Raw genomic sequence first — 19313 nt, forward strand, 5'->3', positions numbered from 1 at the left:
CAATCCCAAGCATGAACCTTCCTGCCCACAAGCAAGAACGGGTCGGCCGCCTCAGTGCCGACGACTGGGCGCAAGCCGCCCTCGATCTGATCGCCGAGCAGGGCGTCGCCGCGGTCGCGGTCGAACCCTTGGCCCGGCGCCTTGGCGTCACCAAGGGCAGCTTCTACTGGCACTTCCCCTCCCGCGACGCCTTGTTGATCGCAGCGCTCGAACGCTGGGAGAAGGTCGAGCAGGAAACCGTGTTCGGCCCGCTTGAAGCGATCGCCGATCCACGCGAGCGCCTGCGCGCGCTGGTCACCGTGGTCGCGCATGAGAACCGCTTGCCGATCATCTATTCCGAACTGGTCAAGGCGCTGGATCACCCGGCAGTGCAGCCGGTGATCGGCCGCGTGTCCGACCGCCGCCTGAACTACCTGACGGAAGCCTTCCGCCAGACCGGCCTGTCGCCCACCGACGCCCGTCACCGTGCACGCCTGCTCTACACGTCCTACGTCGGCTACCTGCAGCTTTATCTGCAGCTGCACCAGACGCGCCCCCAACACGACGAGTACGAGGCCTACATCGAGCACATGATGGCCACGCTGATTCCGAAAGCCTGATTCCGAAGCTCGGCTCTGAAAAATCCGGCCCTTAAGACCCGGTGCCGATCCGACCTGAAAATTTGAACCTTGAATTGCGGCCGGAGGCCGATGCAGTGAACGCACTTTCCAAAGATGTAATCCCCTCCGGTACCAAACGCAGCTCGCTTGCCGCGCTCAACGACTGGGTTGCCGAAGTCGCTGCGCTGACCCAGCCCGACGCCATACATTGGTGCGACGGCGGCGATGCCGAATACGCCGCCCTGATTGCCCAGATGCAGGCTGACGGCACGCTGATCAAGCTCAACGAGCAGACCCATCCGAACAGCTGGCTGCACCGCTCGCATCCAGACGACGTCGCGCGCGTCGAGCACCTGACCTTCGTCTGCACCACCGACAAGGAAGACGCCGGCCCGAACAACCACTGGATGTCGCCGGCCGACGGTCACAAGCAGATGGATGAACTGTTCGCCGGCTGCATGCGTGGTCGGACGATGTATGTGATCCCGTACTGCATGGGCCCGATCGATTCACCGCTGGCGCGTTGCGGCGTGGAGATCACCGATTCGGCATACGTCGTTGCCAACATGCGCATCATGACCCGCATGGGCGCGGCGGCACTGGCGCGGATCGAACGTGAAGGCTCGTTCGTCAAAGGCCTGCATTCCATTGGCGAACTCGATCCGAACCGTCGCTACATCATGCATTTCCCCGAGGAGCTGGCGATCAAGTCGTACGGTTCCGGCTACGGCGGCAACGCGCTGCTCGGCAAGAAGTGCCACGCGCTGCGCATCGCTTCGCACCAGGCGCGCAACGAAGGCTGGCTGGCCGAACACATGCTGATCCTCGGCCTCGAGAATCCGCAGGGCGAGACGCATTACATCGCCGCCGCGTTCCCCAGCGCCTGCGGCAAGACCAACCTCGCGATGCTGATCCCGCCGGAAGGCTATCGCCGCGACGGCTGGAAGGTGTGGACGATCGGCGACGACATCTGCTGGATGCGTCCAGGCGCGGATGGCCGTTTGTATGCGATCAATCCGGAAGCCGGGTTCTTCGGCGTAGCGCCGGGCACGTCGGAGAAGTCGAATCCGAACGCGCTCGCCTCGATCCAGCACGACACCATCTTCACCAATGTCGGCGTCACCGCCGACAACCAACCGTGGTGGGAAGGTCTCGATCACGGTACGCCAGTCAAGGACTGGCAGGGTCGCGATTACGCTCCGGGCAATGGTCCCGCTGCGCATCCGAACTCACGCTTCACCGTCAGCGCGAAGCAGTGCCCGTCGTATTCGCCGAAAGCCGAAGACGCACAAGGCGTGCCGATTTCCGCGATTGTGTTCGGCGGTCGTCGCGCATCGCTGGTGCCGCTGGTATTCGAGGCGCGTGATTGGACGCACGGCGTGCTCGTCGGTGCAGCGATGGGTTCCGAGACCACGGCGGCCGCAACTGGCGCCGTTGGCGTGATGCGTCGCGACCCGATGGCCATGAAGCCGTTCTGTGGCTACAACTTCGCCGACTACTTCAGCCACTGGTTGTCGTTCGACAAGCCGGGCGCGAAGCTGCCGAAGATCTTCCACGTCAACTGGTTCCGCAAAGGCGACGACGGCAAGTTCCTGTGGCCAGGCTTCGGCGACAACCTGCGCGTGCTCGAGTGGATGATCAAACGCGTCAAGGGCGAAGTCGACGCCATCGACACCCCGGTCGGCGCCTTGCCGAAGGCCGAGCACATCAACCTCGACGGCATCGACCTGTCGGACGAAGCTCGCACCAAACTATTTGGATTCGACCGTAACGGTTGGCGTGCGGAATTCGCGAGCCTGGAAGAGTTCCTGGGTGAGTTTGGGGATCGTGCCCCACACGCGCTGAAAGTCGAACAGCAGCGGATTGCCGCTCAGCTGGACTGACCGCTAAACATCACGCCTTCACGGCATCGGTTGCTGCGCTGCAGCAATCGATGCTGCGCCGTGCGCGCGCGCTTTTTAAAGAACTAATTAAAAACAATAACTTATCAGGCCAGGTAGCGTTTCATGCATTGAGCGAGGGCCGGATTCGGGGGCCGTTTGTGAACGCTGCACGAATAAGTTGTTAAGGAATTGTTTAGTGTTCTATAGTCCAAACGTCACGCCTGCACGGGTCTGACATTTGAAACTTATTTCGATCCAATCCCTAGGGGGGATTCACACAATGGCTTCAAAGCAATTTGGCAAGGGGCTGAAGCGGAGCGCGCTGACCGTAGCACTCGGTCTCTGCTTCGTCGGCGGCGTCCAAGCGCAGAGTTCTGTCGGTTCGATCTTCGGCAACTCGAAGGCTGGATCCACGGTCACGATCTTGAACAGCGATACGGGCACGACCCGCACAGTGACTGCTGATGAGTCCGGTCGTTTCTCGTTCTCTCAACTTTCCCCGGGACGCTACAAGGTAACGTCCGAAGGTGGATCGCGTGACGTGCAGGTCAAAGTGGGCACCGGTACTTCGGTCGATTTCGGCGCTGCCGCGCTGGATACCGTGACGGTTGTCGGTACGGGCGCAATCAATCCGATCGACGTTTCCTCGGTGGAATCCAGCACCGTGTTCACGCAGGAGCAGATCCGCGCACTGCCGGTCGGCCGCAATGTCAATGAAGTGGCGCTCCTCGCCCCCGGCACCGTCCGCGGTGACAGCGGCATCGGTTCGGGCAACCTGGCTTCCTTCGGCGGCGCTTCGGTGGCCGAGAACGGTTACTACATCAACGGTTTCGACGTGACCGATCTGCGCAAGCTGATTTCTTACGCCGATATGCCGTTCGACGCGATCGGCGAGCAGCAGGTCAAGACCGGCGGCTACGGCGCGGAATATGGCCGCTCGCTCGGTGGCGTTGTGAGCCTGGTCACCAAGCGCGGTACCAATGAGTGGAAGGGTGGCGTCTCGGTGTACTGGGAGCCGGACGGCCTGCGTGCGGCGGGTAACGACGTCCGCGACCGCGATCCGGATCCGGATTCCAACGGCATCTATACGCGCTTTGTCTCCGCTAACGAAACCGACAACTTGAGCGCCAACATTTACGCTGGCGGTCCGATCATCAAGGATCGTCTGTTCGTGTTCGGCTTGCTCGAAGGCGTCCGCAACGAAGACAACACCTACGGCCAGAACGAAAGCAGCAAGACCACGGACCGCGAGCCGAACGGGATGCTGAAGCTGGACTGGAACATCACCGACAACCACATCGTCGAACTGACCGGGATCCGCAACAAGGTCAAGACCGAGACGCTGACCTATACCAGCAACACTCCGTTCAGCACCACCCACGACGGCCCGGCGAAAGTGAGCGGCTTCGAGAGTGGCGGCGAGGTCTACATCGGCAAGTACACCGGCTACCTCACCGACAACCTCACCGTGTCGGCCCAGTACGGCAAGGTGGAGAACCTCACCGGCAAGTCGACCGGCGGCGACACTGCTGCGGCGCTGTGCCCGGCCGTGTATGACTACCCGGGCCTGACCTATCTCGGTTGCTGGGACACGAACCACTTCACCGTGGTCGACCCGTTTGCACCGGACAACCACGACACCCGCAAGGCCGGGCGTCTGGACATCGAGTGGCAGGTGGGTGACCACAAGCTGCGCGCCGGTTACGACACCGAAAAGTTCACCTCGAGCAATGCCGGCACTACTTATTCGGGTGGTGAGTACTTCCGCTACTTCACTGCCCCGGCCAGCGGCGTCGTGAACGGCGCCACCTTGCCGGCCGGCACCACGGAGTACGTGCGCAGGCGCTTCCTGCAAACCACCACCGGCAGCTTCGAGATCGAGAACACTGCGGCCTACATCGAGGACAGCTGGCAGGTCAATGACAATTGGCTCGTCTACCTGGGTCTTCGTTCGGAGACGTTCACGAACCGGAATGCCATCGACCAGGTCTTCATCGAGTCCGACAACCTGATTGCCCCGCGTCTGGGCTTCTCGTGGGACGTGATGGGTGATTCGACCGTCAAGGTGTTCGGCAACGCTGGCCGTTACTACATCCCGGTGGCTGCGAACACCAACATCCGCGCGTCTTCCGCCGAAGAGTTCTATACCGAGTTCTTCACCTTCGGCAGCCGGGACCCGGTCACGGGTGCCCCGACCGGCCCCATGACCCAGCTCGGTCCGCGTGTTGTGACCACCGCCGGTACCACCCCAGACTCGCGCACCATCGCCGACGAGAACCTCAACCCGATGTACCAGGATGAGTTCATTGTCGGTGCCCAGAAGGTGTTCGGGAACGGTTGGACTGCGGGCCTGCGCGCCGTGCACCGCAAGGTCAAGGACGGCATGGACGACTACTGCAGTCCGTATGCGATCTACAACTATGCCCAGGACAACGGTTACACCAACTACGACGTGCACTCCGCTGCACCGTGCATGGTGGTGAACCCGGGCCGCGACGTCACCATCGCGGTTGACCTGGAAAACACTGGCAACTACCAGAGCGTCACCATCCCGGCGTCGTACTGGAACCTCCCGCTGTACGATCGCAGGTACAAGGCGCTCGAAGTCTTCTGGGAAAAGGTCAGCGACAAGTGGAGCTTCCAGGGTTCGTACACCTGGTCTAAGAGCTACGGCAACGCCGAGGGCTATGTGAACTCGACCCTGAACCAGGACGATCCGGGCCTGACCCAGGACTTCGACTTCGCCTCGTTCATGGACGGTGGCACTGGCTACCTGCCGAACGATCGTCGTCACGTCATCAAGATGTTCGGTACCTATGACCTGAATGACGAGTGGCGCGTGGGTGCCAACGCGGCCATCCAGTCCGGCCGTCCGCGTAGCTGCCAGGGCTTTGTCCCGTCCACGGTGTCGGATTTCAATTCGATCCAAGGTCTGGGCGGTTCGGGTTCATATAGTTCCGCTTCGTCCTTCTATTGCGTGAACGAAGCTGGCGTGAGCGTGCTTACCCCGCGCGGCACGCTGGGCCGCACGCCTTGGTCCTACAAGTTCGATGCCTCGCTGGCTTACATGCCCAATTGGGCGGACGGCAAGCTGACGTTGCAGGCGGATATCTTCAATCTGTTCGATACCCGCACCGTGACCGAGTACAACGAGGTCAAGGACAGGTCGCGTGCCACTTCGGAGATCAACCCGAACTACGGCAACCCGACTTCGTTCCAGACTCCGCGTTCGGTCCGCTTGACGGCCCGTTACGAGTTCTGATTCGAACACAACCTCTGTTGCATTGTTCAGCGGCCACCTTCGGGTGGCCGCTTTTTTTGTGGTGCAGACGAAGGCAGTGCGAAGGGGTTGTCTCGACCTAATGCTCAGCTGATCTAGCGCATGCACAAGTTTGTGCGTGGCATGGGCTACAAGGCGCTGTCAGCGAGCCCTTGTTCCAATGATGTCAGCTGACGGGCGTAACGTTTCCAGCCGCCGATGTTCCTACCGTGAATTGCTTCCCGTACCTGAGTGCTGCTGGCAGTCGCGACCGGATTGGTGTTGCTTGCGATATCCGTAATCCCGTCCTCGAAAGGTAGGTCGCAGAACTGCAGAATGCGCGGCACCTCGGAAGAGGGTGAGCGTGCCAAGTCCTCATAGTTGACGTCGAGGATGCGCCCTGGCGCAACGCGAGAAAGATGCCGCATCAATCGCGAGTAGTTGCGATAGTGGTTTGCGACATCGGGAAGGTCGTAGCTGTAAGTGTATGCATGCGGCGAGAACAACTCCTTCAAGTTGGAGAAGCAGCTGTCCATAGGCTCGCGTCGCAGATGGATGATTTTTGCCTGCGGGATGGACTTCATGATCAGTCCGGCGAGCAGGAAGTTGCTCTGATGCTTATCAATAAACCAGGGTTTTCCACGGGTACGCCACGCGGTCGCACGGAGATACGCTTTGCCTAGCGTTTCGGCATCGGCGCTTGCCAGCCGGGCCGCGCTTGTCTCGTCCATGAACTCCGGGCAGTAGTAGCCGATTGTTCGTTTGAACAACAGCTGCAATTCGTTGAGTTCCCCGCACGTGGTCACTTGGGAATGGTTGCCGACAATCCGCTCCAGCAGTGTCGTCCCTGTGCGCGGCATGCCGACAATGAAGATAGGCGTCGGACCGTCTGCATAGGCTGGTGTTGCCGAGGTGAACTCTTCCGAGTACGTCGAGACAAGCCGATCAAACATTGCGTCCTCGGCTTGAGCAACGTAAGGGATGTGCAGGCGCTTGAGTTCCATCGCTTCGGACAGGGCGCGCCAAGCAGCCTCGGTGTCATCCAGAGTGTCTAGTTCCTTGAACAGGGCGTAGCACAAAACAGCCCTGGTGGATCTCAGAAACGCCGCATTTCTATCGGCGCTGGAAAGTGGTGCCGGGAACGATGCCATTGCCTTGCGGATGCGGTCGATTCGATTGCCAGCACCGTCTTTGGGACTTAGATGGGCAAGAGACCAATGAGCATGAGCGAAGTTGGGCTGTTGGGCGATGGTGTCTTCGGCGGCTTCCGTGGCGGCAGGGAAGTTCCCGGTGAACTTCAATGCATTACTTCTTAGGAAGCTGAGCATCGGATGCCGGACTCCCCGCTCGGCCGCCAGATCCAGGAAACGTAAGGCCTCGCCATGCTGCTCGAGCATGATCAGTTGCTCGCCAATCGGGAGTAGTGCCAAGTCTCCACCGGAGCTGGTATCGAGACCCATGAGAGTGTGGAAAGCTTCCTCAAAGTCCCCGACGGAAATTAGCAATCGAGTAATCGCGGTGACTTGGTGTGGTGGAAGCCCCTCCGTATGCCTGGCAGCCTCTCTCGTGTGAGCAAGTGCCGAGAGGAAATCGCCTACTTCCAGATCGATGGTGGCTAACAACCAGTGCGCGGAAGGCTCGTGCGGATTACTGGCCAGCAAGCTTTCGCAGGCAGCACTGGCCTCTGGGAAATTGCCAAGTGCAAAGTAGTGTTGGGCGCGTTGCCAGTCACTGTTGCCTCTATCGGTCATGTTGACTGGCCCTATCGAATCGCCCCGGGAGAACTCCCAAGAAGTGCGAACTCCGCATTTTATCGTCCCGTTGTTTTCCGGTTAGCACGTAGTCCGAATATTTCGGACCCGCGTTGCCCCACGGCACGATCTGAGCTACTTGAACGACGTGAACTCCCCGGCACTTAAGTTCTCAGACTCATTCAGTCGACCTTGGCCCCAGACGTCCAGCAACCTTTGATTTTCTGAGAAGGGCAATTGTTGCGCTGCAGCACGTGCAAAAAACTCCCGGAGGCGACTTCCTTTGAAAACAGTAAGTTGCAGGAGGCTCCTTCTCCGCTGCGAGTGACAATTCCATCGCCCTAACTGTGAATACGTGAATTGAGGCTTAGGGACTTGTTAAAGATTTGTTGCCTGTTCTATAGTCGGCCAGTCATGCCACCTTTCGGCTGTGACGTACATGTACTCACTTGCTCCTACCGTCCCTATAGGGGGTTACAAAATGGCTTCTAAGTACCTTGCCAAAGGCCTGCAGCGAAGCGCGCTGACCGTAGCACTCGGTCTGTGCTTCGCCGGCGGCGTTCACGCGCAGACCACCGTAGGTGCGGTGACTGGTCACGCCACTTCCGGCGACACCATCACCGTGTCGAATCCGGCCACCGGCTTCTCGCGCACCATCACCGTCGGTGCCGACGGCAACTACCGCTTCGCGCAGTTGCCGATCGGCCAGTACACCGTCACGCGTAACGGCGCCAATCCGCGCAATGTCACCGTCAATGTCGGCACCGCTGCCAACGTCGACTACGTGACCGGTGCCGGTGCGGCCACCCTCGACACCGTGACCGTCGTCGGTACTGGTGCGATCAACCCGATCGACGTTTCGTCGGTGGAATCGACCACCATCCTGACGGCCGAACAGATCGCCAAGATCCCGGTCCCGCGCGACACCACCAGCGTCGCGCTGCTGGCGCCGGGTACGGTGCGTGGCGACGCCGCATTCGGCAATCTGGCCTCGTTCGGTGGCGCGTCGGTTGCCGAGAACGCGTACTACATCAACGGCTTCAACATCACCAACTCGTTCCGCAACCTGAACTTCTCGAACGTACCGTTCGAGGCGATCGCGGAGCAGCAGATCAAGACCGGCGGCTACGGTGCCGAGTTCGGTCGTTCGCTGGGCGGCGTGGTCAACCAGATCACCAAGCGCGGTACCAACGAGTTCCACGCCGGCGGCAACATCTTCTGGAGTCCGGAAGACCTGCGTGAAGACGTCAAGGATGTCTATCTGACCAACGGCACGCTGCGTCAGGACAACTCAAGCGACTCCACCTGGAATGCCGTCGCATCGGTTTGGGCCAGCGGTGCACTGATCAAGGATCGCCTGTTCGCCTACGGCCTCATCTCCTATGGCCGCCGCGAGTCCGACACCTGGGGCAGCATCGCTTCGCTTACCAACACCAGTAGCGAGGTCGAGACCCCGACCTGGCTGTTGAAGATGGATTGGAACATCACCGACAACCATTCCCTCGAGTTCACCGCGTTCTCGGACCAGCAGGACACGGAAACCGACGTCTATGCCAATGACGCAGGCGTGCTCAATCGCAAGCAGTTCATCGGCACGAACTTCGGCGAGCAGGGCGGCGACAACTACATCCTGAAGTACACCGGCTACCTTACCGACAGTTTCACCCTGTCGGCTCTGGCCGGCCACGGCGAATTCTCACGTAGCCAGCGTCTGCGCACCGCAGATGGCCGGGACGTCCAGTACACCGGCGACATCAACAGCACCGCCACCGGTTGCCCGGTGGTCGTCGACGCGCGCCCGGGCTGGCGCCGCGACATGACCGGCGTCTACGGCAGCGCCTGCAACATCACCGGCGGTACGATCGATCGCATCGACTCCGGCGACGAGCGTGACCAGTTCCGTCTCGACGCCGAGTGGCAGCTGGGCGACCATCTGCTGCGTTTCGGCTACGACCTGGATGATTACACCTCCAAGGCCGGTGTCGCGCTCGAAGGCGGTTACCAGTGGCGTTACACCACGGTCAATCCGGATGGCATCCCTGACAACGAGCCCGGCGCACCCCAGGATTCTTTCGACCGCGTCCGCCAGCAGTATTTCCAGCAGGGTGCCACGGTCGAGGTCCAGCAGCGCGCGTTCTACATCCAGGACAGCTGGAACATCACCGACAACTTCATCGCGTACCTGGGCGCGCGTTGGGACAGCTTCGAGAACATCAATGGCCAGGGCCAGACCTACGTCAAGATCGACGACCAGTTCGGTCCGCGCCTGGGCTTCTCGTGGGACGTCAATGGTGACTCGACCTTCAAGGTGTTCGGTAACGCCGGCCGCTATGCGCTCCCGCTGACCCCGAGCGTCGCCGTCCGTGGTGCCAGCGCCTCGCTGTTCAGCCGCCAGACCTTCAACTTCGACCAGACGGTTGATCCGGTCACCGGCGCGCCCGGTGGCGTGACACCTCGTGCGTGCCCGGGTCCTGGTTGCGTGGTCTATCTGAACGGCGAGGATGGCTTGGCGAAGCGTGCCGGCTCCATTGCCTCGAAGAACCTCGACCCGATGTACCAGGACGAGTACATCCTCGGCATGCAGATGCAGCTGACCGACCACTTCTCGCTCGGCGTGCGCGGCATCTTCCGTGACCTGAAGCAGGCGATCGACGACAACTGCGATTACACGGCGATCCTGGATGCCAACGGCTTTGCGTACGAAGACGGTGTCGGCTTCGTCAATGCCAACGGAGATGTCGCGGCGTTGCCAAGCGCCGGCTTCCCGTACTGCCGCATGTTCAACCCGGGTTCGGATGCCGTGTTTGAAACCGACCTGCTGGGCGATGGCACGATCACGACCAACACCATTCCCGGTTCCCGCCTCAGCCCACAGGCCAAGCGCACCTACTCGGCAATGGAGTTCTTCTTCGACGGCAACTGGGACAAGTTCTTCCTGCAGGGTTCGTACACCTACGCCAAGAGCAAGGGCAACACCGAGGGCGGCGTCAAGTCGGATATCGGCCAGGCCGACACCAGCGTCACCCAGGACTTCGACTACCTCGAGCTGACTGTCGACACCTACGGCTACCTGCCGAACGATCGTCGCCACACCTTGAAGTTGTTCGGCAATTACGACATCACCGAGGAATGGGCAGTGGGTGTCAACTTGCTGGTGCAGTCGGGGCGTCCGATCAACTGCTTCGGCAACCTGGACCAGAACCCACTGCCGCCGGAACCGGTGGGTGTAGACGTCGACGGTGATGGTGAGCCGGGTGAGTTGAATTATGCTCAGCACAATTACGGTTCATCGTTCATGCGTTGCGGTACGACCGCGCTGGGTGGTGCAGACGATGCGAATGTCGTTCGCAAGCCGCGCGGCACCAGTGGGCGGCTGCCGTGGACCCAGAACTTCGACGTGAACGTGGCCTATCGCCCGTCCTGGGCCGAAGGTCTGCAGTTCAAGGTGGACATCTTCAACGTGTTCAACTCGCAGAAGGTGACGTCGGTCAATGAAGTCGCCGAAGAGGCGATCGACGGGCAGCCGTCGGAGACCTACCTGGTGCCGCTGTCGTTCCAGGCACCGCGTTCGGTTCGCTTCATGGTGCAGTACGACTTCTGATAACGGTAATAAGCGTCAAATTAAACGGCCGCCCTCTGGGCGGCCGTTTTTTTAAGCAATCGGATAGTCATCGGTTTTTGCAAATGCGGCACCTCATGCATGGCACGGGTGCGATGGCCTGGATCGTGCGCTGCTATTCTTTGCGGGCGACAGATTCAATAGAGAAGGACTCATGCAGCACCAGTTCGAACTCCAATGGCGACGTGCGCGAGGCCATGAGAACGAGGGAAATCTTGTGGCCGCGAAGGCCATCTACGAGTCCATCCTGAAACTTGAGCCACATCGGCTCTATGTGCGCCAGCGCTTGTCTGCAATTGAGCAGGCGATGGGGCACTATCGCGCCTCCCGCGATCACGCCTTGAAGGCGGCCGATGCTGTCAGGAGTGAGCGGTGGAACGACTTGGCGACGGTGACACGCCGCTTGCTGACCTTTGACGAAGTTGATCTGGTACACGACCTGATCCTGGGCACGGATTGGACTCACCCGGAGATCCTTAAAAATTCCGCCATTCTGTCGCAGCACCTGTGGTTGATCGACCATGTCGAGGATGCGCTGCGCTTGATCGAAGTCAGCAGTGTCCGCGCGCCGTCCAGCCATGTGCTGAGTTATTCCAAGGCCAATGCATTGCGCTATTACGGGCGGATGCGGGAAGCCACCGCCGAATACGAGCGTTGCCTGCAACTGGCACCGAATTACGCGACCGCGCACTGGTCCTTGGCCTACCACGAAAAATCCAACCCCCCGGGGTCCAGGATCGACAGGATCAAGAAGGCCCAGTTGGCCACCGCAGAGAACACACTGGATCAAGCGTATCTGTCTTACGCCTTGTTCAAGGAGTACGACGATGCCGGTGAAACCGAGTCCGCTTGGGCGAGCCTGCAAGGAGGCGCCCGCATCAAGCGCCGGTCCATCCAATATGACTCCGCACTTGAGCAACAAGGTTTCGAGGCATTGCAGCAACTGATGACCGGCGACTTCGCCCGCAGCGACGTGCCGGCGGATGCCTCCGCGAGGGTCCCGATCTTCATCGTCGGCATGCCGCGAACCGGCACTACGCTGCTGGAGCGGATCCTCGGCAGCCACAGCCAGATAGCGGCGGGCGGAGAGCTGAATGACTTCAACAGCGCCCTATGCTGGGAAGCGGACAGCTTCTTGGGTAGGTTCATGATGCCAAGCATCGTGGAGCAGGTTCGCAACATCGATTTTGCGCAGGTCGGACGTAACTACCTGCAACGTACGCAAGAGAAGGCCAAAGGGAGTGCATTGCTGATCGACAAGAACCCGCTGAACTTCGTCTATGCGGGTTTCATAGGCAAAGCGTTGCCAAACGCGAAGATCATCTGCTTGAACAGGTCGCCAATGGATGCGTGCCTGTCCAACCTGAAAGAGCTGTTCGGCAGCGATGTGTACGGTTACAGCTACGATCTGACCGAACTCGCCGATCATTACATCCGCTTCAACCGCTTGCGCGAGCACTGGCAGAAGGTCATGCCGGAACAGTTCCATGTGGTCGACTATGAAAGCCTTGTGGCCGACCCGCTGGGCACGACCGAACAGGTGATGAAGTTCTGTGGCGTGCCTTTCGAGCCGGATTGCATCGACATCACCAGGAATGAGGCGCCTGTGTCGACCGCGAGCAGCTCACAGGTCAGGCAGCCGATCAACGCCAAGGGCGTCGAGGCCTGGCGCAAGTACGCCAAACACCTCGAACCGCTGGAGTCACGCATCCGGGAATCGCTCCCGTCCCTGCGGTAGCATTCCGGCGCATCACGGTTGATGCAGCGGAGAGCCGGCCTTGTCCCAACAGCAGCGTGGCCAATCCCTGTGGCAACAGGCGGAACTGCATGCCAGCAGGAAGGAGTGGCCGCAGGCGATCGCGTGCTTCAAGGCATTGTTGGTGCAGTCTCCGGAGGATCCGAAGGTCCTCGTCCAGCTGTCCTACATCGAATCGCTTGCCGGCCACTACCGCGCGGCACGCGACTACGCCCTGCGTGCCCAACGTGCCAAACCGCGCGACCCGGCGGTGATGCGCGAGCTGGTCGCGCGCCTGCGGACATTCAATGCCGCCGAAGCGCTGCATGACAGCGTCGAGCAGCTGAAGCCGTTGGACCGTGTCCCGATTCCCTTGATCCTGGTGTGCGCCGCGCAGTACAGCTACCTCAATGAACAGGAGCGGGCGCTTGCCCTGCTCGACGAGGCTCGACGCGGCGATCCTGACTACCCTGCGACGCTGTTGGCACGCGGACAGGTCCTGATGTACCTCGGGCGCTTCGACGAGGCCGAGGCAGATGTGCTCCGCTGCATGCGTCGCGCGCCCGAGCTTGCGCAAGCCTGGTGGCTGCTGTCGAGATTGCGCAAGCAGACCGAGGCATCGAATCATGTCGAGCAGATTCGCACCCAGCTGCAACGACCTGGCCGCAAACCTGCAGAGATCGCATTACTCGCGGATGCGCTGCACAAGGAGTTGGATGACCTCGGTCAGCATGCCGATGCATGGGCCGCGCTAGAGCAGGCCTGCAAGGCAAAGCGTTCGACGCTGGACTATCGTGCCGAGGACTCTCGTGCACTGGTGGCGGCGCTCACCGGCTTGCCGGCGCCTCTCATTCCTGTTTCGCCGGTACGGGAAAACGATTCGCGCACGCCGATCTTCATCGTCGGCATGCATCGTTCGGGCACCACATTGCTCGAGCAATTGCTGGATGGGCACAGCGAGGTGCACGGAGTCGGGGAGCTTTACGACTTCACCAGCCAGATGCGTTATGCGACCGACCATCATTGCCGCGGCGTCATCGATGCGACGATCGTGGAAAGGTCGCAGGGGATCGATCTCGATGCCGTTGGCGCAGGCTACCTGAAGGGCATGGAGTGGCGGTTGGGGAAGGAAAGGTTCTTCACCGACAAGCTGCCGTCGAACTTCCTCAATATCGGTTTCATCTGCAGGGCATTGCCGCAGGCGAAGATACTGCACATGGTGCGGGATCCCATCGAAACCTGTTTCTCGAATCTCCGGGAGCTGTTTTCGGACGCCAACCCGTATTCCTATGATCAGCTGGAACTGGCGGATTTTTTCAAGCAGTACAAGCAGCTGATGGCGCACTGGCACCAGGCCTATCCTGGCCGGATTCTGGATGTGCACTATGCGGAACTGACTCGCGATCCAGAGGCCGTCTTGCGTGAAGTGTGCGCGTTCTGCGGGATGGAATTCGAGCCAGCGATGCTGGAGTTGCAACAACGAACGCGCGGGGTCGCGACGGCGAGCGCGGTGCAGGTGCGGGACAAGGTGATTGCCCGTGAGCAGCCGAAGTGGGCGCCCTACGCGGAGTATCTGCAGCCGTTGATTCAGGCGCTGCAGGCCTGAGCAAATATCCGTGCATGGGGCACGCAAGCATAGCGTGCGTTGTGTGGCTTACAGGTCCTGCTCGTAACGCACGTAAGGCACGGTGCCCTGTTCATCACCATTCGCATCCGCCGGGGCGAACGGGTTCTTGCCACGAGTGACGACGTTGTCTGCGCCGACTGTGAGCTGCCCGCTCCACGGGGTGCGCCAGGTGAGGCCGAGGCCGAGGCCTTGCCATTGGTTCGATTGCCCCGGTACGTCGATCACGCGGCCGACGATGTTGCCGCTGAAGGGGCCAAAGCCGCCGCCGACGCTCAGGCTCTTGATGTTCCAGCGATCGGAGAGGGCCGGGTCGTCGGTCGAGACCAGGCGCGCCTTGGCGACGGTGCCACCGATGGTGACGAAGCCTTCGCGCCCAAAATTCTTCTGGCCGTACACCGTGAGGTCGTTCTGCTCGACCTTTCCGCCTTTGCCAGTCGGACTGAGCCACGCGGGCAGGGTGTCCTGGCCGGTGCCAAGGTTCAGACCGAGTTTGTTACCGGAGCGGCTGAAGGCAGTGCCAGCGCTGAGGCGGCGACTGCCGACGTCGTTGTTGTCGCCAAGCGAAGCCAGCATGCAGTGATTGGCCAGGTTACCGATCGCGGCGCTGGCGATACCAGTCTTGCGGTCGCACAACAGGCCCAGCGAATCGCCGGCGCCCAGGCCGAAAGTCGCGTCGAGGGTGCCGGCGTTGAAGCGCAGGCTCGTGCCGATCTTCGCTTCACTGGCCGGTTCCAGCAGCAGGACAGCTTCGACCTTGCCGCTGGCCTGATTCCAGACCGGTAGTTCGACTGTGTTGCGCGATTGCGCATGCACGCCCGACAGCGCCGACAGGGCGAGGCTAGCGCTGATCAGCAATTGGCGTGGTAGCAGTCGCATGGCGTGTCTGAGACCGGGAGGACTAAGGGAAGTTCCTCGGGTTCGTATGGGTTGATCCTATCCGATTTATGTTTCCTTAACAATCAGGAATTGCGCGAACCAGTGCTCATTGCAGCCGTTCCGGGGCTGGAGCGTGGGGCATTGGGGGAGCGAACAGGGCGACGACTTCGTCGGCGTTGAAGTGGTACCCCTGCCCACAAAACTCGCAACGAATTTCGGCGTGGCCGTCGGCCACGGCGGCGTTCGCCTCGACCTCGCCAAGCGACTGCAGCATGGCCTCGACCCGCTCACGCGAGCAGGAGCAGGCGAAGCGCAGGCGTCGTTGGGCCAGGACTTCCGGGGCATCCTCATGGAACAGCCGGTGCAGCAGGGTGGCCGCTGGCCAGGCCAGCAGTTCGGCCGGAGCCAGGGTGTCGAACAAGGCGCCAGCGCGGGTCCAGCCATCGGCATCGCCTTCGTCGCCGGGGAGTTTTTGCAGCATCAGGCCGGCGACGCGTTCGCCGTCGGCAGCCAGCAGCAGTCGGGTCGGTAGTTGCTCCGATTGCCGGAAATAGCCCTCGAACGCGCCCGCCAGATGGTCTGCGTCCAGCGATACCAGCCCCTGGTAACGCTGCGGGTCGCGCCCGCTCAGCGAGGGATTCTCGATGGTGATGGCGAGGATCGGGTCGGCACCGAGGTCACGCAGGTCCTGCGGCGGTGGCGCGGCTTCGTCGAACTGGGCGATGCCGCGCAGCGTGCCGGCCGCGGTGCATTCGGCGAACAGGGTGCGCAGCGCCCCGTGGCCGCGCAGTTGGATCGAGAGCCGGCCGTCGACCTTGGCGTGACCGGTGAACAGCGCCGCCGCGACACAGGTTTCACCTAGCAGCTGTGCCAGGCGTTCCGGATAGTCGGCGCGGGCGCGGATCTGCCGCCAGGTTTCCTCCAGATGCACGTGGACGCCACGCACGCCGGCGTGGGGCAGCAGGAAGCGGGTGAGGGTGTCGCGGTCGTCGGTATGGGGTTCGGTCATGGATTCGGGACGAATAGCTGCCTGCGGCGGCGTGGCATCTTGGATAATGCGCGCCGCACTGCAGTGACGGAAAGATGGCGTGAGAGATGGGGATGAGGTGAACGAAGCTCAAGCAGGTGGCGCACGAGCGAGGCGTGGGTCGCGGCCACGGCGTCGCTGGCTGCGCTGGGGGTTGGCGCTGCCGTTGTTGTGCATGTTGGCGACGACGCTGCAGGTGCTGGTGCTGCGTTTCGTCGATCCGCCGTTCTCGGCCTTCATGCTTTCGCGCCAGCTGGATGCGGTGGGCGAGGGCGACTGGATGTTCCGGGCTGCCTACGATTGGCGCGACCTGGATGAGATCGCGCCGAGCCTGCCGGTGGCGCTGGTCGCTGCCGAGGACCAGAATTTCGCCAGCCACCACGGCTTCGACTTCAAGGCGATCGAGAAGGCCCGCGCGCACAACGAACGCATGGTCGCGCGTGCGGAAAAGCGCAATACACCGGTTCGTCGGCTGCGCGGTGCCAGCACGATCAGCCAGCAGCTGGCGAAGAACCTGTTTCTGTGGAAGGGCCAGGGCGTGACACGCTGGGCGCGAAAAGGGCTCGAAGCCTGGTACACGCTGTTGATCGAGACGCTGTGGCCGAAGCGTCGCATCATCGAGGTCTATGCCAACGTCGTTGAATTCGGCGATGGCATCTACGGTGCACAGGCGGCCGCCCGCAGTTTCTTCCACAAGGATGCCGCGCGCTTGTCAGCGGCCGAATGCGCGCGGTTGGCGGCGGTGCTGCCGAACCCGAAGCGCTACAACGCCGCGCGTCCCGGGCCTTACGTGCAGCGCCGCAGCAATGCCATCCAGCGACAGATGCGTCACATCGGAGGCGCGGGTTACCTGCGCACGCTCGAATGAGCCGGCAATAACGCACGCGCAGCCAGCACGGCGAGCGCAGCGCCCACGAGTTGCGCGGCGATGAACGCAGGCGCGTCGATGGGACGAATGCCTGCAAAAGTCTGGGTGAGCGAACGTGCCAGCGTCACTGCCGGATTTGCGAACGAGGTGCTGGCGGTGAACCAGTAAGCGGCGAAGATGTAACTCGCCACCAGCGCCGGCACCGCGCGTTCGCGGAATCGTATGCCGAGCACGATCGTCAGCAGCAGGCCGAACGTGGCGACGCCTTCGCTCAACCACTGCGCGACTCCGGTACGCACATGATCGCCAGGTTGCCACAGCGCGATATCGAACATCGCATGCGCGAGCAGCACGCCGAGCACCGCGCCGGCCACCTGCACGCATACCATCGCTGCCAGCGACGCCGGCAGTGCTTCGCCGCGCAGCTTCATCGCCAGCGTCACCGCCGGATTGAAATGCGCTCCGGAGATTGGCCCGAACAGGACGATCAGCACGTACAGGCCACCGGCGGTCGCCGCAGCGTTCGCCAGCAGGGCGATCGCGGCGTTTCCGTTCGCCAGGCGCTCGCCCATGATCCCACTGCCGACCACGATCGCGAGCAGCAGCAAGGTGCCGAGAAACTCGGCAAGCAACACCTTGCGTGCGTTCATGCAGTCCGGCCGATAGTGCGGATTTCCTGCTGCTGCGCGAGTCGGTCGAGCTTGTCGAGCGGCAACGCCAAGAGCAGTTCAACGCGCTTGCGCAGCACGGCGAACGCGGCGACGAAAGCATGCCGGCGCGCATCCTCGTCACCCTCGACACCTACGGGGTCTTCTACGCCCCAGTGCGCCGTCGTCGGCCCTCCCAGCCATGCCGGGCATGCTTCGCCGGCGGCGTTGTCGCAGACGGTGATGACCATGTCCATCACCGGCGCGTCGGGTTCGGCGAATTCGTCCCAGCTCTTGCTGCGCAGTTGCGTGGTGTCGTAGCCGAGTTTCGCCGCCAGTTCCGCGGCCATCGGCTGTACCTTGCCGCTGGGGTGGCTGCCGGCGCTGAAGGCGCGGAAGCGGCCCTTGCCGAGTACGTTGAGCAAGGCTTCGGCCATCACGCTCCGGGCAGAGTTGCCGGTGCAGAGAAAAAGCACGTTGTAGATGCGATCGGTCATAAGGTGGTATCGGTTATCGACTGTGGGTTCGTCAGGCGCAGCAGGCGCTTTTGCCCGCTGCAGGAATCTGGTCGGCGGGGGCGACGCTGCAGCTTGGCGCACAACTGTTTCCGTCGGACGGCGTCACGGACGCGGGTCCGCAGCACGTGTCGCGCGCGACTGCCACACCGGTGGGATCGGCATAATAGGTGGTCGCGCCGCCATGGGTATGGAAGCTCTCCCAGCGCACGCCCTGTGGATCCTCCGCCCACAATTTGTCCGAGCGCGCGTAGCAGCAGGTGGTGCCGGCTTCGGCCAGCGTCACCGCATCGGCTGCTTGCAGGCGTGCCCCAATCGCCGCGAGTGCCTCGGGGGTTTCCGCCTGCAATCCGAGATGGGCGATGCCGGTTTCATCGGACTTGCCGGTGGAGATCGCGAAATTGATGCGCGGATCGTCGAGCATCCACTTCGCGTAATCGTCTTTGGTAACAATCGGTTGCGCGCCGAACAGCTGCGAGTAGAAGCGGATGTTCTGGTCGAGATCGGCAACGTGGATGTGGACGTGGAAGCGGTTCATCAGCAACTCCTGCAGTCGGTGGCAAGTTCCGGCGCACAGGCGGCGCCGGCACAACAGTTCTCGGTGAGATAGGCGAGCAGAGCGTTCATCCGTGAGAAATCGGCGCGGACGCGGATGACGCGGCCTTCCCGCGCATCGCTGACCAGATCGGCCGCACGCAGCACGTTGAGGTGGGCGCTGAGCGTGGCGGGTGGCACGTCGAGGCGTTCGCGCAATTCGCCCACAGCCAGACCCTCGGGGCCGGCTTCGACCAAGGCGCGGAAGGCGGCCAACCGGGTGGGCTGGGCGAGGGCGGACAGGGCGTCGACAGCGTTCATGTGGTCCATGATTCTATATTTCCGAAATTATGGAAATATGTCAACAACCCGG

The 19313-nt window shown here is 61.8% G+C and carries 14 protein-coding genes; 7 read left to right on the forward strand and 7 right to left on the reverse strand.

All coding sequences use genetic code 11. From position 1 onward, the window contains the following. Positions 1-11: 11 nt before the first annotated feature. The 3 genes from MO486_RS12115 (at position 12) to MO486_RS12125 (ending at position 5744) form a co-directional block, all read left to right on the forward strand. Entirely contained in the window at positions 12-599 is a 588-nt protein-coding gene (locus MO486_RS12115) for a TetR/AcrR family transcriptional regulator (RefSeq protein WP_242907987.1), read from the forward strand. Positions 600-694: 95 nt separating this feature from the next. After that, positions 695-2482 (forward strand): phosphoenolpyruvate carboxykinase (GTP), encoded by a 1788-nt coding sequence (locus MO486_RS12120; protein WP_242907989.1) that lies wholly within the window; start codon positions 695-697, stop codon positions 2480-2482. Positions 2483-2762: 280 nt separating this feature from the next. Continuing rightward, a complete protein-coding gene (locus tag MO486_RS12125; RefSeq protein WP_242907993.1) occupies positions 2763-5744 on the forward strand; it encodes a TonB-dependent receptor in 2982 nt (993 codons plus the stop codon). Between the two features lie 146 nt (positions 5745-5890). Here the strand turns inward: MO486_RS12125 and MO486_RS12130 are convergent, their stop codons facing one another. Next, complete coding sequence (locus MO486_RS12130) at positions 5891-7492, reverse strand: sulfotransferase (protein WP_242907995.1); 1602 nt, start codon at positions 7490-7492, stop codon at positions 5891-5893. Positions 7493-7973: 481 nt separating this feature from the next. On the opposite strand from MO486_RS12130, the gene MO486_RS12135 reads away from it, so the two are divergent. From MO486_RS12135 to MO486_RS12145, 3 genes are all read left to right on the forward strand, one after another. Beyond that, positions 7974-11093 carry a TonB-dependent receptor gene (locus tag MO486_RS12135; protein WP_242907997.1) on the forward strand — a complete coding sequence of 1040 codons (3120 nt, stop codon included), beginning with the start codon at positions 7974-7976 and terminating at the stop codon, positions 11091-11093. 172 nt (positions 11094-11265) lie between these two features. Beyond that, on the forward strand, positions 11266-12849 hold the full coding sequence (locus MO486_RS12140; RefSeq protein WP_242907999.1) for a sulfotransferase: 1584 nt from the start codon (positions 11266-11268) through the stop codon (positions 12847-12849). 271 nt (positions 12850-13120) lie between these two features. Next, positions 13121-14452, forward strand: coding sequence for a sulfotransferase (locus tag MO486_RS12145; RefSeq protein WP_242908001.1), 1332 nt, complete (start codon positions 13121-13123; stop codon positions 14450-14452). A 48-nt stretch (positions 14453-14500) separates the two neighbouring features. On the opposite strand, the gene MO486_RS12150 is transcribed toward MO486_RS12145, so the two are convergent. Together MO486_RS12150 and MO486_RS12155 are read right to left on the reverse strand one after the other, a co-directional pair. Continuing rightward, entirely contained in the window at positions 14501-15349 is an 849-nt protein-coding gene (locus MO486_RS12150; protein WP_242908005.1) for a hypothetical protein, read from the reverse strand. Between the two features lie 106 nt (positions 15350-15455). Next, complete coding sequence (locus tag MO486_RS12155) at positions 15456-16358, reverse strand: Hsp33 family molecular chaperone HslO (protein WP_242908007.1); 903 nt, start codon at positions 16356-16358, stop codon at positions 15456-15458. A gap of 160 nt (positions 16359-16518) precedes the next feature. Between MO486_RS12155 and mtgA the strand changes: the two genes are divergently transcribed. Continuing rightward, positions 16519-17244 carry a monofunctional biosynthetic peptidoglycan transglycosylase gene (gene mtgA / locus MO486_RS12160; protein WP_255746982.1) on the forward strand — a complete coding sequence of 242 codons (726 nt, stop codon included), beginning with the start codon at positions 16519-16521 and terminating at the stop codon, positions 17242-17244. On the opposite strand, the gene MO486_RS12165 is transcribed toward mtgA, so the two are convergent. From MO486_RS12165 to MO486_RS12180, 4 genes are read right to left on the reverse strand one after another with little or no spacing between them, the layout of a single operon-like run. After that, a complete protein-coding gene (locus MO486_RS12165; RefSeq protein ID WP_242908012.1) occupies positions 17223-17894 on the reverse strand; it encodes an MIP/aquaporin family protein in 672 nt (223 codons plus the stop codon). The genes mtgA and MO486_RS12165 overlap by 22 nt on opposite strands. Next, positions 17891-18388: an arsenate reductase ArsC gene (locus MO486_RS12170; protein WP_242908014.1), complete on the reverse strand. Its 498-nt coding sequence runs from the start codon at positions 18386-18388 to the stop codon at positions 17891-17893. Before MO486_RS12170 ends, MO486_RS12165 begins: the two co-directional genes overlap by 4 nt. 31 nt (positions 18389-18419) lie before the next feature. Beyond that, positions 18420-18944: an ArsI/CadI family heavy metal resistance metalloenzyme gene (locus MO486_RS12175; RefSeq protein ID WP_242908016.1), complete on the reverse strand. Its 525-nt coding sequence runs from the start codon at positions 18942-18944 to the stop codon at positions 18420-18422. Further along, positions 18944-19270: a metalloregulator ArsR/SmtB family transcription factor gene (locus MO486_RS12180; protein WP_242908022.1), complete on the reverse strand. Its 327-nt coding sequence runs from the start codon at positions 19268-19270 to the stop codon at positions 18944-18946. The genes MO486_RS12175 and MO486_RS12180 overlap by 1 nt, the downstream gene beginning before the upstream one ends. Positions 19271-19313: the final 43 nt, after the last annotated feature.

This window comes from Lysobacter sp. CFH 32150 (assembly GCF_022758295.1).
Taxonomy (GTDB): domain Bacteria; phylum Pseudomonadota; class Gammaproteobacteria; order Xanthomonadales; family Xanthomonadaceae; genus CFH-32150.

Excerpts from the sequence above, each read along its gene's own strand:
- MO486_RS12130 (WP_242907995.1), bottom strand. The coding sequence starts at position 7,492 with ATGACCGATAGAGGCAACAGTGACTGGCAACGCGCCCAACACTACTTT.
- MO486_RS12170 (WP_242908014.1), bottom strand. The coding sequence starts at position 18,388 with ATGACCGATCGCATCTACAACGTGCTTTTTCTCTGCACCGGCAACTCT.
- MO486_RS12115 (WP_242907987.1), top strand. The coding sequence starts at position 12 with ATGAACCTTCCTGCCCACAAGCAAGAACGGGTCGGCCGCCTCAGTGCC.
- MO486_RS12145 (WP_242908001.1), top strand. The coding sequence starts at position 13,121 with ATGCGCGAGCTGGTCGCGCGCCTGCGGACATTCAATGCCGCCGAAGCG.
- MO486_RS12155 (WP_242908007.1), bottom strand. The coding sequence starts at position 16,358 with ATGACCGAACCCCATACCGACGACCGCGACACCCTCACCCGCTTCCTG.
- MO486_RS12150 (WP_242908005.1), bottom strand. The coding sequence starts at position 15,349 with ATGCGACTGCTACCACGCCAATTGCTGATCAGCGCTAGCCTCGCCCTG.
- MO486_RS12140 (WP_242907999.1), top strand. The coding sequence starts at position 11,266 with ATGCAGCACCAGTTCGAACTCCAATGGCGACGTGCGCGAGGCCATGAG.
- MO486_RS12180 (WP_242908022.1), bottom strand. The coding sequence starts at position 19,270 with ATGGACCACATGAACGCTGTCGACGCCCTGTCCGCCCTCGCCCAGCCC.
- MO486_RS12175 (WP_242908016.1), bottom strand. The coding sequence starts at position 18,944 with ATGAACCGCTTCCACGTCCACATCCACGTTGCCGATCTCGACCAGAAC.
- MO486_RS12165 (WP_242908012.1), bottom strand. The coding sequence starts at position 17,894 with ATGAACGCACGCAAGGTGTTGCTTGCCGAGTTTCTCGGCACCTTGCTG.
- MO486_RS12135 (WP_242907997.1), top strand. The coding sequence starts at position 7,974 with ATGGCTTCTAAGTACCTTGCCAAAGGCCTGCAGCGAAGCGCGCTGACC.
- MO486_RS12125 (WP_242907993.1), top strand. The coding sequence starts at position 2,763 with ATGGCTTCAAAGCAATTTGGCAAGGGGCTGAAGCGGAGCGCGCTGACC.